The sequence below is a fragment of the Streptomyces sp. C1-1 genome, from assembly GCF_050214755.1.
GTDB lineage: Bacteria > Actinomycetota > Actinomycetes > Streptomycetales > Streptomycetaceae > Streptomyces.
In genome coordinates this window covers 3,566,604-3,580,814 of sequence record NZ_CP189826.1, presented here as the reverse complement: position 1 = coordinate 3,580,814, position 14,211 = coordinate 3,566,604, and the positions used below count along the sequence as shown (strand labels likewise).

Here is a 14,211-nt window from a genome sequence, read left to right as displayed (position 1 = left end):
GTCGGTTCAGTACAGGTCGGACGCGGCGTAGTGCTCGATCGCCGCCATCGGGACGGACAGCCACTCGGGGCGGTGGCGGGCCTCGTAGAGCACCTCGTATATCGCCTTGTCCGTTTCGTATGCTCGCAGCAGCACCGGGTCGGTGCGTGGATCCTGGCCGCTGACCTCCGCGTATCCGGTGCAGAAGGCGGCCCGGCAGGTCTCGGCCCAGCCCTCGTCGGGCCGTTCGGCGGAGTGGGCCGCGTAGTCGAAGGACCGCAGCATGCCCGCCACGTCCCGCTCCGTCGGCTGCGGCATCCGCCGCTCCGCCAGCGGTTTCGACGGCTCTCCCTCGAAGTCGATCAGCCACCACTGACCGCTCGGCGAGCGCAGACACTGCCCGAGGTGCAGGTCCCCGTGGATGCGCTGCGCGGTCCAGGTACTGCCCTCGGCGGCCAGGTCGGCCAGCGCGGTGAACGCCGTGCGCAGCGCGGGCGCGTAGGGCCGCAGTGCGGGCACCGACTGCGCGGCCACGTCGAGGCGCTCGATCATGCCGTCGGCCAGCAGCCGCATCTGGGTGTGCCCGAGCGTGACTGTCGGCAGGGCACGGGCCAGGGCCGTGTGCACCTCGGCAGTGGCGCGGCCCAGCTCCCGGGCCTCGCTGCCGAAGTCCTCACCCTTGGCGAGCTCGCGCAGCGCCAGCTCCCAGCCGTCCGAGGCACCCTGCAGGAAGGGCTGCAGCACGCCGAGCACGTACGGCTCACCGCCCAGCTCCGCCCGCACCCACGCCGTCGGCGCCGGCACCCGGGGGCAGCCCTCGCGGGCCAGGGCCAGCGGCAGCTCCAGATCGGGGTTGACGCCGGGCACCACCCGGCGCAACAGCTTCAGAATGAACGTATCTCCATAGATGACGGAGGAGTTCGACTGCTCGGCGGTCACCACGCGCGGGACGAGTCCGGAGCGGATCTCCCGGCCGGCCTCGCGCTCGAAGCGCAGCCCGCCGATGCGGGCCTCGGAGCGCATGGCCTCCAGGAGCACCTCGGCGGACCGGCCGTCGTACAGGGCCTCGTAGACCGTCCGGCCGGCGAGCGGGCCGTCCTCCACGTGTCCGATCAGCGCGGGCGCCAGCCGGGGCGGCAGCGCCTCGCGCACGCCTATCAACAGCTGGTAACAGTCACCGGGGTGCGGCTCGGCGCCCAGGGTGAGCGGCTGATGGGCGCGCACCAGCAGGTGGTACAGGCCCAGCTTGCCGCCGGCCGGCAACAGCTCGGTGGCCTCGACCAGCGAGAATCCGGTGACCGGGCGTCCCTTGCCCGCGAACCAGCGCTGCCGCGGCAGCCATTCCCTGAGCAGTGGATCCAGGGATTCCAGCAGGCCGGGACTGGTCTTGCCGGAAAGTGTGACCGTTTCCGCCATAACGTCACATTCCTTTCCCCGGGGTGGGCGGGGTGTTACGTATGCGTGCCCCGGGTGGGACGGAGGAAACCGCCCCACCCGGGGTTCTGCCTGGCTCTACGCCGGCTCCTTGCGGAGCCGGAACCAGTAGAAGCCGTGGCCCGCCAGGGTCAGCAAGTACGGCAGCTCACCGATGGCGGGAAAGCGCACCCCGCCGAAGAGCTCCACCGGATGCCGGCCGTTGAAGATCCGCAGATCCAGCTCGGTGGGCTGCGCGAACCGGGAGAAGTTGTGCACGCACAGCACCAGATCGTCCTCGTACTCCCGCAGGAATGCCAGTACCGCCGGGTTCGACGACTGGAGCTCCGTGTAGGACCCGAGGCCGAAGGCAGGGTTCTGCTTGCGGATCTCGATCATGCGGCGGGTCCAGTGCAGCAGTGAGGAGGGCGACGACATCGACGCCTCGACGTTGGTGACCTGGTAGCCGTAGACGGGGTCCATGATGGTCGGCAGGAACAGCCGCCCGGGGTCACAGGAGGAAAAACCCGCGTTACGGTCCGGTGTCCACTGCATCGGGGTGCGGACGGCGTCGCGGTCGCCGAGCCAGATGTTGTCGCCCATGCCGATCTCGTCGCCGTAGTACAGGATCGGCGAGCCGGGCAGGGACAGCAGCAGGGCGGTGAACAGTTCGATCTGGTTGCGGTCGTTGTCGAGGAGGGTGGCCAGGCGCCGGCGGATGCCGATGTTGGCGCGCATCCGTGGGTCCTTGGCGTACTCGGCCCACATGTAGTCGCGTTCCTCGTCGGTGACCATCTCCAGGGTCAGCTCGTCGTGGTTGCGCAGGAAGATGCCCCACTGGCAGTTCGACGGGATCGCGGGCGTCTTGGCGAGGATCTCCGAGACCGGATAGCGCGACTCCCGCCGGACGGCCATGAAGATGCGCGGCATGACGGGGAAGTGGAACGCCATGTGGCACTCGTCGCCGCCGGACTCGTAGTCGCCGAAGTAGTCGACGACGTCCTCGGGCCACTGGTTGGCCTCCGCGAGGATCACCGTGTCCGGGTACTGGGCGTCGATCTCCTTGCGGACGCGTTTGAGGAACTCATGGGTCGCCGGAAGGTTTTCGCAGTTCGTGCCCTCCTCGGCGTAGAGGTAGGGCACGGCGTCGAGGCGGAAGCCGTCGATGCCCAGGTCCAGCCAGAACCGCAGCGCCGAGATCATCTCCTCCTGCACGGCCGGGTTCTCGTAGTTGAGGTCCGGCTGGTGGGAGAAGAAGCGATGGAAGAAGTACTGCTTGCGGACCGGGTCGAAGGTCCAGTTGGAGGCCTCGGTGTCGACGAAGATGATCCGGGCGTCCGCGTACTGCTTGTCGTCGTCGGCCCACATGTAGTAGTCGCCGTACGGGCCGTCGGGATCGCGGCGGGACTCCTGGAACCACGGGTGCTGGTCGCTGGTGTGGTTCATGACGAAGTCGATGATGACCCGCATGCCGCGCTGGTGGGCGGCGTCGACGAACTCGACGAAGTCGGCGAGGTCGCCGAACTCCGGCAGGACGGCCGTGTAGTCGGAGACGTCGTATCCGCCGTCACGCAGCGGTGACTGGAAGAAGGGCGGCAGCCACAGGCAGTCGACGCCCAGCCACTGCAGGTAGTCGAGTTTCGCGGTCAGGCCCTTGAGGTCGCCGACGCCGTCGCCGTTGCTGTCCTGGAAGGAGCGGACGAGGACCTCGTAGAAGACCGCGCGCTTGAACCACTCCGGGTCCCTGTCCTTGGCGGGGGTGTCCTCGAACGTGTCCGGGACGGGTTCGTTGACGATCATATTGTGGGTGACCCTCCGATCTGCGGGGTGGACGGTCGCAGGACGGTGAACACGTGCGCGGGACGAGTGCCCGGTTCGAGGCGTACGTAATTCGCCCTGCCCCAGTGATAGGTCTCGCCGGTGAGCTCGTCGCGCACCGGCACCGACTCGTGCCAGTCGAGGCCGAGTTGCGGCATGTCCAACGAGACCGTGGCCTCCTGGGTGTGGTGGGGGTCGAGGTTGGCGACGACCAGAACAGTGTTCGACCCGCTCCGCTTCGAATACGCGATCACCGCGTCCTTGTCCACATCGTGGAAGTGGAGGTCGCGCAGTTGGCGGAGGGCGGGGTTCGCCCGCCGGATGGTGTTGAGTTTGGTGATCAGGGGGGTGATGGTGCGGCCCTGGCGTTCGGCGGCTTCCCAGTCGCGTGGTTTGAGCTGGTACTTCTCCGAGTCGAGGTACTCCTCGCTGCCCTCGCGCAGCGGGACGTTCTCGCACAGCTCGTAGCCGGAGTACACGCCCCAGGTCGGCGAGAGGGTCGCGGCCAGGACGGCGCGGACCTCGAAGGCGGGCCGGCCGCCGCGCTGGAGGTACTCGTGCAGGATGTCGGGGGTGTTGACGAAGAAGTTCGGCCGCATGTACGCCGCCGTCTCCGTCGACAGTTCCGTGAGGTAGTCGGTCAGCTCCTGCTTGGAGGTGCGCCAGGTGAAGTAGGTGTAGGACTGCTGGAAGCCGATCTGGGCCAGGGTGCGCATCATCGCCGGGCGGGTGAACGCCTCGGCCAGGAAGATCACGTCCGGGTCGGCGGCGTTGATCTCGGCGATCACCCGCTGCCAGAACACCACCGGCTTGGTGTGCGGGTTGTCCACCCGGAAGATCCGCACCCCCGCCGCCATCCACACCCGCAGCACCCGCAGTGTCTCGGCGACCAGGCCGTCCATGTCGGCGTCGAAGGCGATGGGGTAGATGTCCTGGTACTTCTTCGGCGGGTTCTCGGCGTAGGCGATGGTGCCGTCGGGCCGGTGATGGAACCACTCGGGGTGCTTGTGCACCCATGGATGGTCCGGGGAGCACTGCAGGGCGAAGTCCAGGGCGATCTCCAGGCCCTGGGCGCGGGCCTGGTCCACGAACCAGGTGAAGTCCTCCATCGTGCCCAGCCGCGGGTGGACGCTGTCGTGGCCGCCCTCGGGCGAGCCGATCGCCCACGGCACCCCGACGTCCTCGGGGCCGGGGGTGAGGGTGTTGTTGCGGCCCTTGCGGAACGTCGTGCCGATCGGATGGACCGGCGGCAGGTAGAGCACGTCGAAGCCCATCGCCGCGATCGCCGGCAGCCGCCGGGCGGCGCTGCGGAAACTGCCGTGCGGCTCCTCGGCGGTGCCCTCCGAACGCGGGAAGAACTCGTACCAGGCGCCGTACAACGCCCGCTCCCGCTCCACCAGCAGCGCCAGCGTCTCCGAGGCCGTCACCAGCTCCCGCAACGGATGCGCCGCCAGCACCGCATCCACCTCCGGCGTCAACGCCGCCGCCAGACGGGCGGCCGCCGGGCGTGACTCGTCGCGCAGGGCGGCGGCCGCGGCCAGCACGATGTCGCCCGTCTGCGGAGGTGCGTCGGCGGCCGCCCGTTCGTACAGGCGTGCCCCCTCCTCCAGAACCAGCTCGGTGTCCATGCCGGCCGGGATCTTGATCTGGGCGTGGTGGCGCCAGGTGGTGATCGGGTCGCCCCAGGCCTCCACGGTGTACGTCCAGTGACCGGGTTCTCCGGCGGTGACGGTGGCGCCCCAGCGGTCCGTGCCGGGGGCCAGCTCGCGCATCGGCGTCCAGGGGCCGGGTCGGCCCTCGGGGTCGGTGAGGACGACGTTGGCGGCGACGGCGTCGTGGCCCTCACGGAAAACGGTGGCCGAGATCTCGAACGACTCGCCGGTGACCGCCTTGGCGGGGAGGCGGCCGTTCTGGACGACCGGGCGGACGTCGAGGACGGGGATGCGTCCGACGCCGGCGGTGACCGGCGGGGCGCAGGGCGTCTCGGCGCTGGGTGTCGGGGGTGCTGACGAGTGGTGCGTGGCGGGCATGACCGCTCCTGTCCGCGTCAACGTGGGTGGCCGGTTGGCTGTGGGGAGGGGGTCCTGCGTGGCTTCTGTCGTGAAAGGTACCGGAGGAGCCTTCCCACCCTGTTCGGGTGAGCATTCCGGCACTTTGTTAACTACTCACGCGTTTGTCTACACACAAGACTGGCCCCGTTCGTGAACGAACGGGGCCGTCTCTGGGCCAAGTTCCCACGAAGTTCCTACGTAGTTCCTAAGAAGACGGCACCTGCAGCAGTTCGTCCGGCGAACCGGGTCCCCGTCCGGTTACCCCGGAGACCGACAGTCGGAACAGGGCGCGGGCGACCTGCGCCGGCGTGGCCTTCGAGTGGCCGGCCAGGTACAGCGCGGCGGCACCCGTCACGTGCGGGGTCGCCATCGAGGTGCCCGAGAAGGTCGCCTTCGCGGTGTCGCTAGTACCCCAGGCCGAGGTGATCGACACCCCGGGAGCGAACAGATCGACGGCGGAGCCGTAGTCGGAGAAGCCCGCCCGGGCGTCCGCGCGGTCGGTCGCGCCGACCGTGATGGCCTCCCTGACGTCCGCCGGGGAGTACAGGTCGGCCGGCAGGCCGTCGTTCCCGGCGGCGACGGCGTAGGTGACGCCGGAGGCGATGGAGTTGCGCACGGCCGCGTCGAGCTGGGCGTTGTGCGCGGTACCCAGGCTGAGGTTGGCCACCGCCGGCTTCCCGGCGTGTCGGGTCACCCAGTCGATACCCGCGATGACCTGCGACGTCGTACCGGTTCCCGAGTTGTCGAGGACCCTTACGGCGACCAGCTTCGCCTTCTTGGCCACCCCGTACGTCGTGCCGGCGATGGTCCCGGCGACATGTGTGCCGTGGCCGTTGCCGTCGGAGGCGGTCCTGTCGTTTCCGACGAAGTCCCAGCCGTAGCTCGCGCGCCCGCCGAAGTCCTTGTGGGTGATCCGGATGCCGGTGTCGATCACGTAGACGGTCACCCCGGCGCCGGCGGACGAGGGCCAGGTGTACCTCCCGTCCAGCGGTGCGACCGGCTGGTCGATGCGGTCCAGGCCCCAGGACGGCGGGTTGCGCTGGGTGCGGTCGACGGCGACCCGGGTGTCCTGGGCCACCGAGGCGACGCGCGGGTCGGCCGCGAGGCGAGCGGCCTGTCTCGCTTCGGCTCTGATCGCGTAGCCGTTGAGGACGGAGCCGTAGGTGTGGCTTATTCGCGCACCGTACTTCTCGGCGATGCCCTTTCCGGCCGACGTCGGAGCCTTCGTTCCCCCCTTGAGCGTCACCAGGTAACTGCCGCTGACGGAGCCGGGCCGGCCGGCGCCGAGTATCCGCCCCTCGGGTGCCGCGTGCGCGGGCAGGGTGGCGGCCGAGAGCGCGGCGGCACAGGCCACCGCGGTCAGGCCCGCTGCCCGGCGCAGACGTCTGCTTCGCGTCCGTGCCATGGTCGTTGTTCCCCTCCCTTTGACTCCCCCTCGGCAGCCTCTCGTGCGGTGTGAAGCCCCACAAGAGGGCCCAGGGGGTGAATCGGCCATGTCGGCCATGGGGGACCGGCGAGGGTTGCGGTGGTTTCCGGACTGTGTACGACAGTGCCGCCCTCTTGGACGCGCCGTGGTTGTGAAGCCCCTCGCACCGATAACGTCGTCGTTGACGACGAGACGCACAGCGTTGTGCGTCCGCACAGCACAAGCGTCGAGGTGGGAAAGTGAAGGCTATCCGTCGTTTCACCGTCCGGCCCGTTCTCCCCGACCCCCTGCGGCCGCTCAGCGATCTCGCGCGCAATCTGCGCTGGTCCTGGCATGCGGAGACCCGCGACCTCTTCCAGTCCGTCGACCCCGAGCGCTGGGCCGCCTCTGAGGGCGATCCCGTACGGCTGCTCGGCAGCGTATCGCCGGCGCGGCTCGCGGAGCTGGCCGAGGACCGCCGGTTCCTGCGCCGGCTGACGGCGGTCGTGGACGACCTCAACGACTATGTGACCGGCGAGCGCTGGTACCAGGCGCAGACCGGCGGACTCCCGGCCGCCGTCGCCTACTTCTCACCCGAGTTCGGCATCACGGCCGCCCTGCCCCAGTACTCCGGCGGCCTCGGCATCCTGGCCGGCGACCACCTCAAGGCGGCCAGCGACCTCGGCGTCCCGCTGATCGGCGTGGGCCTGCTCTACCGGCACGGCTACTTCCGGCAGTCCCTCTCCCGCGACGGCTGGCAGCAGGAGCACTACCCGGTCCTCGACCCCAACGAGCTGCCGGTGGCCCTGCTGAACGAGCCCGACGGCACCCCCGCCCAGGTCTCCCTCGCCCTGCCCGGCGGCCGGCGGCTGCACGCCCGGATCTGGCTCGCCCAGGTCGGCCGCGTGCCGCTGCTCATGCTCGACTCGGACGTCGAGGAGAACGACCTCGGCGAGCGCGGGGTGACCGACCGGCTCTACGGCGGCGGCAGCGAGCACCGGCTGCTGCAGGAGATGCTGCTGGGTATAGGAGGGGTGCGGGCGGTGCGGACGTACTGCCGGCTGACCGGGCACCCGGAGCCGGAGGTGTTCCACACCAACGAGGGGCACGCGGGCTTCCTCGGCCTGGAACGCATCGCCGAACTCTGCGCCCAGGGGCTCGACTTCGACTCCGCGCTGGAGGCGGTGCGGGCCGGGACCGTCTTCACCACCCACACGCCCGTCCCGGCCGGCATCGACCGCTTCGACCGCGAGCTCGTCGCCCACCACTTCGGCCCCGACGCCGAGTTGCCGAGCATCGACGTCGAGCGCGTTCTCCGGCTCGGCATGGAGACCTATCCCGGCGGCGAACCCAACCTGTTCAACATGGCCGTGATGGGTCTGCGCCTGGGCCAGCGCGCCAACGGCGTCTCGCTGCTGCACGGTCACGTCAGCCGGGAGATGTTCTCCGGACTCTGGCCGGGATTCGACCCCGACGAGGTGCCGATCACCTCCGTCACCAACGGCGTGCACGCCCCCACCTGGGTCGCCCCCGAGGTCTTCCGGCTCGGCGCCCGGCAGATCGGCGCCCAGCGCACCGAGGACGCGCTGACCGTCGGCGCCTCCGACCGCTGGGACGCCGTCGCGGACATCCCCGACCAGGACATCTGGGAGCTGCGCCGCAATCTGCGCGAGCAGCTGGTCGACGAGGTGCGCGCGCGGTTGCGCGCGTCGTGGCGGCAGCGCGGCGCCGGAACGGCCGAGCTGGGGTGGATCGACGGGGTGCTGGACCCCGACGTCCTCACCATCGGCTTCGCCCGCCGCGTTCCGTCGTACAAGCGCCTGACGCTCATGCTCCGCGACCGCGACCGGCTGATGGAGCTGCTCCTGCACCCGGAGCGGCCCCTGCAGATCGTGGTGGCGGGCAAGGCGCACCCGGCGGACGACGGCGGCAAGCGCCTGGTCCAGGAACTGGTCCGGTTCGCCGACGACCCCCGGGTCCGCCACCGCATCGTCTTCCTGCCCGACTACGGCATGGCGATGGCGCAGAAGCTCTACCCGGGCTGCGACATCTGGCTGAACAACCCGCTGCGCCCCTTGGAGGCCTGCGGCACGTCCGGTATGAAGGCGGCCCTCAACGGCTGCCTCAACCTCTCCGTCCTGGACGGCTGGTGGGACGAGTGGTTCCAGCCCGACTTCGGCTGGGCGATCCCCACGGCGGACGGCGTGGGTACCGACCCGGACCGGCGAGACGACATAGAGGCGGCGGCGCTGTACGACCTGCTGGAGCAGCGGGTGGCACCCCGCTTCTACGAGCGCGGCCAGCACGGACTGCCCGACCGCTGGATCGAGATGGTCCGCCAGACCCTGACCCTTCTCGGCCCGAAGGTGCTGGCCGGCCGCATGGTGCGCGAGTACGTGGAGCGCCTCTACACCCCGGCCGCGCAGGCCCACCGCGCCATGGACCCCGACTCCGCGCGTGAACTCGCCGCCTGGAAGGGGCGGGTGCGGGCCGCCTGGCACGAGGTGAAGGTCGACCACGTGGAGACGTCGGCCACCACGGCGACCGCGGAACTGGGCACGACGCTCGCCCTGCGGGTGCGGGTCGGCCTCGGCGACCTCGGCCCGGACGACGTGGAGGTGCAGGCCGTGTCGGGCCGGGTCGACAGCCAGGACCGCATCGCGGACGCCGAGGCGGTCCCGCTGAAACCGGCGGGCGGCCCGGACCTGGACGGCCGCTGGGTCTACGAGGGTCCCCTCTCCCTCGACCGCACCGGCCCCTACGGCTACACCGTCCGCATCCTGCCGACGCACCGGCTGCTGGCCTCCGGCGCGGAGCTGGGACTGGTGGCGGTGCCGAGCGAGGAGACCGGTGAGGGAGCGGGGGTGCTGATGCGCTAGCGGTCCGGGGTGCCGGGCGGGGGTGCGGTCGTAGGGCCGTCCCGCCCGGTTCGGGCCGCGGGGGCCGTCACCACTCCGCGAGGTCGGCGCACATCCTGCGCAGCACCTTCCCGCAGCGCCGCGCGTACGCGTTCTGCAGGCCGCGGGTGGCGGCCCCGCCCGCCCGCGCGTACCACTTGGCCGGGCGGCTGAACGCCGACACCGTCAGCCACACCGTGCCGTCGCCCGTCCGCTCCACGACGAACGCCTCCTCGCCGCACTCCGGATGCCCGGCCAGCGTGCCGTACGCCCAGCCGGCGCGGCGGGGTTCCTCGACCGTGTAGACGATCCGGCACGGGGCCTTGATCATCCCGGCGAGGGTGACCGTGACGTCGACGTCGGCGGCGGCGCGGTCCGCGCCCGCCTCGATGCCGACGCCCATCTCGCGGTGCATCTTCCAGGTCAGCACCGCCTCGGAGGCCCGGCGGAAGACCTTCTCGCCCTCGCCGATGCGCGAACGCACATGCAGCTGGTGGAAGCCCGGCGGGCAGAACCCGCCGCGCCGGGTCGCGCCGATGTCGTCGTACGTGAAGTCGCTCGGGGGCATGGGACACAAGAGTAGGGCGGCACCCGGGGAAGCCCTCTCCCCGGGTGCCGCCCGCCAACCCCCCTCGGGTCAGCTCACGTTGACCGCGGACCAGGCCGCCGCCACCGCGTTGTACTCCGTGCTGCCGGAGCCGTAGAGCGCCGCCGCCGCGCTCAGCGTGCCGGTGCGGGCCGACTTGTAGTTCGTCGTCGACGTGAAGTACGTCGTCAGCGCCTTGTACCAGATCTGCAGCGCCTTGGCGCGGCCGATGCCGGTGACCGTGGAGCCGTTGGACGTCGGCGAGTTGTAGCTGACGCCGTTGATCGTCTTGCTGCCGCTGCCCTCGCTCAGCAGGTAGAAGAAGTGGTTCGCCACACCCGAGGAGTAGTGGACGTCCAGGTTGCCGACGGAGGAGGACCAGTAGTCCGCCGAACCGCCGTCCTTGCTGGGCTTGTCCATGTAGCGCAGCGGGCTGCCGTCGCCGTTGATGTCGATCTTCTCGCCGATGAGGTAGTCACCGACGTCGGAGGAGTTGGCGGCGTAGAACTCCACACCCGTGCCGAAGATGTCGGAGGTCGCCTCGTTCAGACCGCCGGACTCGCCCGAGTAGTTCAGGCCCGCGGTGTTGGAGGTGACGCCGTGGCTCATCTCGTGGCCGGCGACGTCCAGGGACGTCAGCGGGTGGGTGTTGCCGGAGCCGTCGCCGTAGGTCATGCAGAAGCAGCTGTCGTCCCAGAAGGCGTTGACGTAGCTGCTGCCGTAGTGGACGCGGGAGTAGGCGCCGACACCGTTGTTCTTGATGCCGGAGCGGCCGAACGTGGCCTTGTAGAAGTCCCAGGTCTCCTGCGCGCCGTAGGCGGCGTCGGCGGCCGCCGTCTGGTCGGTGGTGGAGCTGGAGGCGGCGCCGGTGCCCCACACGTTGTCCGCGTCGGTGAACAGCGTGCCGGTGCCCGAGGAGCTGCTGTGCTTCAGGTTGTACGTCTTGTGGCCGCCGCGCGTGGTGTCGTACAGCTGGTACGTCGAGCCCGACAGGGTGGTGGTGAGGCTGACGGTGCCCGAGTACAGCGTCTTGCCGGTGCCGGTGGCGTTCTCGATGCCCTGGTACTCGAAGAGCTTCTTGCCGGTGGCGGCGTCGGTGATGACGTGCAGCTGGTTCGGGGTGCCGTCGTCCTGGAAGCCGCCCACGATCGTCTCGTAGGCGAGGACGGGCTTGCCCGAGCCGGCCCAGATCACCTTGCGGGCGCCGTCGGCCGCGGACTTGGTCGAGCCGAGCGTCTTGGCGGCGCTGACCGCCTGCTTCTCGGCCTTGACGGGGCTGACCTGCGCCTTGAGGGAGGCGACCTTGATGGCGGCCTTCACGGCTCTGGTCACGCCCTCGGTCTTGCCGGCCTTCGAGGTGTGGACGACGAGGTCGCCGCCGAGGACCGGCAGGCCCGCGTAGGTGCGCTCGTAGCGGGTGTGGGTGGTGCCGTCGGCGTCCTTCACGACGTCCTTGACGACCAGCTTCTCCTTGGCGCCCAGGCCTATCTTCTGCGCCGTCTCGGCGACGTCCGCCTGCGCCTTCTTGATCAGCGAGACGCGGGTCGCGGCAGAGAGCGCGGTGGGGGCGGCCGCCGGGCGGGCCGCGGTCGCGGCGTCCGCCATGGTGGGGGCGGCGGCCGCGGAACCGGTGGTCAGACCGGTGGTGAGCAGGGCTCCGGCCGCGACGGCGGTGGCGATGGCCAGAGTCGAGCGCTTGTGACGCGCGTAGAGGGGGGTCACACAAGCTCCTTGTGGTGGGGGAGTCCTCGCCCGGCGTGGGGCTGCCGGGTTGCGGGTTGCTGTGAAGTTGTGCGGCGGTTGTGAGGAAGAGTGACATCCGGGCGCGTACATGTCAGTCCCCCCAAGTGATGTTGGCCGAAAAGCGTCGGCCGGGTGAACATTGCAGGCATGTAAACCGGGTTGGGGCGCGTAAAGGGCCAACCTTGGAGGTGTAACGCGACGGCAAAAAGGGGGCGCCGCCCCGGGGAGTCGAACCACCGGGGCGGCGCCCTGAATTCGGGGCTGGAGGCCTCTGCGGCCCGTCGCCTACGGGAAGGTGATCTTCCAGCTGTTGATCTTGCCCGTGTCCTGTGCGGCCTGGTCCTGGACCCGCAACTTCCAGGTGCCATTGGCTGATTCGGTGGAGGCGTTCACCGTGTAGGTGTCCGTCACGTTGTCCGCCGAGTCGGAGGAGCTGAAGTTCTTCAGCCGGTAGGCGGTGCCCGACGGACCGATCAGATCGATCACCAGGTCGCCGCGCCAGGTGTGAGTGATGTTCGGCGTGACCTGCAAGTTGGACGGTGCGTTTCCGGTCCGCCCGGAGACCGTGATCGACGAGGTGACGGCGGGGCCGTTGTCCGGAATCGACACCACGGTCGAGCTCTCGTACGACGTCCCGGTACCGCCACCGCCGCCGGAGCGCGAACCGACCGCTATGGCCGCCCAAGCGTCCTGCACCGCCTTGTACTCGGCGGAGGTGGTGCCGTAGAGCTCACCGGCCGCCGCGAGGGTGCCGGTGCGCGCGGAGGCGTAGTTGGTGGTGGACGTGAACTTGGTGGTCAGCGCCCGGTACCAGATCTGCAGGGCCTTGTCGCGGCCGATGCCGGTGACCGGCAGCCCGTCCGCGGTCGGCGAGTTGTAGCTGACGCCGTTGATGACCTTGGCGCCGCTGCCCTCGCTCAGCAGGTAGAAGAAGTGGTTGGCGGGACCGGACGAGTAGTGCACGTCCAGACCGCCGAGGCCGGAGTACCAGCTGTCCTTGGACGCGCCGTCCTTGCTGGGCTTGTCCATGTAGCGCAGCGGGGTGCCGTCGCCGTTGATGTCGATCTTCTCGCCGATGAGGTAGTCGCCGACGTCGGAGGAGTTGGCGGCGTAGAACTCCACACCCGTGCCGAAGATGTCGGAGGTCGCCTCGTTCAGACCGCCGGACTCGCCCGAGTAGTTCAGGCCCGCGGTGTTGGAGGTGACGCCGTGGCTCATCTCGTGGCCGGCGACGTCCAGGGACGTCAGCGGGTCCGCGTTGCCGGAGCCGTCGCCGTAGGTCATGCAGAAGCAGCTGTCGTCCCAGAAGGCGTTCACGTACGAGTTGCCGTAGTGGACGCGGGAGTAGGCGCCGACGCCGTTGTTCTTGATGCCGGAGCGGCCGAACGTGTTCTTGTAGAAGTCCCAGGTGACCGCCGCGCCGTAGTGGGCGTCCGCGCCCGCGGTGGCCGCGTTCGACGTGGTGCCGTTGCCCCAGGTGTTGCTGGTCTGCGAGAACAGCGTGCCGGTGCCGGACGTGCCGTGGTTCAGGTTGTACGTCTTGTGGTTGCCGCGGTCGCCGTCGGTCAGGTTGTAGTTCGAGCCCGACTGCGTCGTGGTCAGCGAGACCGTGCCGCTGTACTGGGTGTTGCCGGTGCCGGTGGCGTTCTCGATGCCCTGGTACTCGTAGAGCTTCTTGCCGGTGGCGGCGTCGGTGATGACGTGCAGCTGGTTCGGGGTGCCGTCGTCCTGGAAGCCGCCGATGACCGTCTCGTAGGCGAGGACGGGCCTGCCGCTCGCCGCCCAGATCACCTTGCGGGCGCTGTCGGCGGTGGCCTTGGTGCCGCCGAGGGCCTTCGCGCGGCTCACGGCCTGCTTCTCGGCGGCCGCCTTGGTGATGTCCGGGGTGACGTCCGAGACCTTGACGGTCGCGTTCGTCGCCTTGATGACGCGCTGCGTGGCACCCGACTTGGCGGTGTCGACGACGAGGTCGCCGCCGAGGACGGGCAGGCCCGCGTAGGTGCGCTCGTAGCGGGTGTGCAGGGTGCCGTCGGCGTCCTTGACGACGTCGCGGACGACCAGCTTCTCCTTCGACCCGAGGCCGATGTCACGGGCCGTCCGGGCGCGGGCCGCGTCGGCGTCGCGCAGCAGCTCGGCGCGCTGCGAGGGGGAGAGCTTGACGGCCGCGTGGGCCGGGTTGCCCTTGGCGGAGGCCTGGGCCGGGGCGGCGGAGGCGGCGCCCGTCTGGACGGCCGCGGCGAGCAGGGCGGTGACGCCGGCTATGGCGAGGGTGTGGGAGGTGCGTCTGCGAGAGGAACTGCTTCTCAACACTGACTCCTT

The 14,211-nt window shown here is 70.1% G+C and carries 8 protein-coding genes; 1 reads left to right on the top strand and 7 read right to left on the bottom strand.

The annotated features are described in order from the left end of the window. Window positions 1-6: 6 nt before the first annotated feature. The 4 genes from ACQF4J_RS16085 to ACQF4J_RS16070 all read right to left on the bottom strand — a co-directional run bounded on the left by ACQF4J_RS16085 (window position 7) and on the right by ACQF4J_RS16070 (window position 6,666). Window positions 7-1,395: a maltokinase N-terminal cap-like domain-containing protein gene (locus ACQF4J_RS16085; protein WP_351561600.1), complete on the bottom strand. Its 1,389-nt coding sequence runs from the start codon at window positions 1,393-1,395 to the stop codon at window positions 7-9. Between the two features lie 96 nt (window positions 1,396-1,491). Further along, the gene (gene treS, locus ACQF4J_RS16080; RefSeq protein ID WP_427165897.1) at window positions 1,492-3,192 is read right to left on the bottom strand and encodes a maltose alpha-D-glucosyltransferase; all 1,701 of its coding nucleotides are present in this window, start codon (window positions 3,190-3,192) and stop codon (window positions 1,492-1,494) included. Next, entirely contained in the window at window positions 3,189-5,240 is a 2,052-nt protein-coding gene (locus tag ACQF4J_RS16075) for an alpha-1,4-glucan--maltose-1-phosphate maltosyltransferase (RefSeq protein ID WP_427165895.1), read from the bottom strand. The genes treS and ACQF4J_RS16075 overlap by 4 nt, the downstream gene beginning before the upstream one ends. 226 nt (window positions 5,241-5,466) lie before the next feature. Beyond that, window positions 5,467-6,666: a S8 family peptidase gene (locus tag ACQF4J_RS16070; protein ID WP_427165894.1), complete on the bottom strand. Its 1,200-nt coding sequence runs from the start codon at window positions 6,664-6,666 to the stop codon at window positions 5,467-5,469. A gap of 260 nt (window positions 6,667-6,926) precedes the next feature. Here ACQF4J_RS16070 and ACQF4J_RS16065 point away from each other — a divergent pair, with 260 nt between their 5' ends. Beyond that, window positions 6,927-9,545: a glycosyltransferase family 1 protein gene (locus ACQF4J_RS16065; protein ID WP_351585018.1), complete on the top strand. Its 2,619-nt coding sequence runs from the start codon at window positions 6,927-6,929 to the stop codon at window positions 9,543-9,545. Between the two features lie 67 nt (window positions 9,546-9,612). On the opposite strand, the gene ACQF4J_RS16060 is transcribed toward ACQF4J_RS16065, so the two are convergent. From ACQF4J_RS16060 to ACQF4J_RS16050, 3 genes are all read right to left on the bottom strand, one after another. Beyond that, a complete protein-coding gene (locus ACQF4J_RS16060; protein WP_351585020.1) occupies window positions 9,613-10,131 on the bottom strand; it encodes a DUF1990 domain-containing protein in 519 nt (172 codons plus the stop codon). A gap of 69 nt (window positions 10,132-10,200) precedes the next feature. Next, complete coding sequence (locus ACQF4J_RS16055) at window positions 10,201-11,871, bottom strand: M4 family metallopeptidase (RefSeq protein WP_351584275.1); 1,671 nt, start codon at window positions 11,869-11,871, stop codon at window positions 10,201-10,203. A 306-nt stretch (window positions 11,872-12,177) separates the two neighbouring features. Continuing rightward, window positions 12,178-14,199, bottom strand: a complete 2,022-nt coding sequence (locus tag ACQF4J_RS16050; RefSeq protein WP_351802898.1) for a M4 family metallopeptidase — start codon at window positions 14,197-14,199, stop codon at window positions 12,178-12,180. Window positions 14,200-14,211 lie beyond the last annotated feature (12 nt).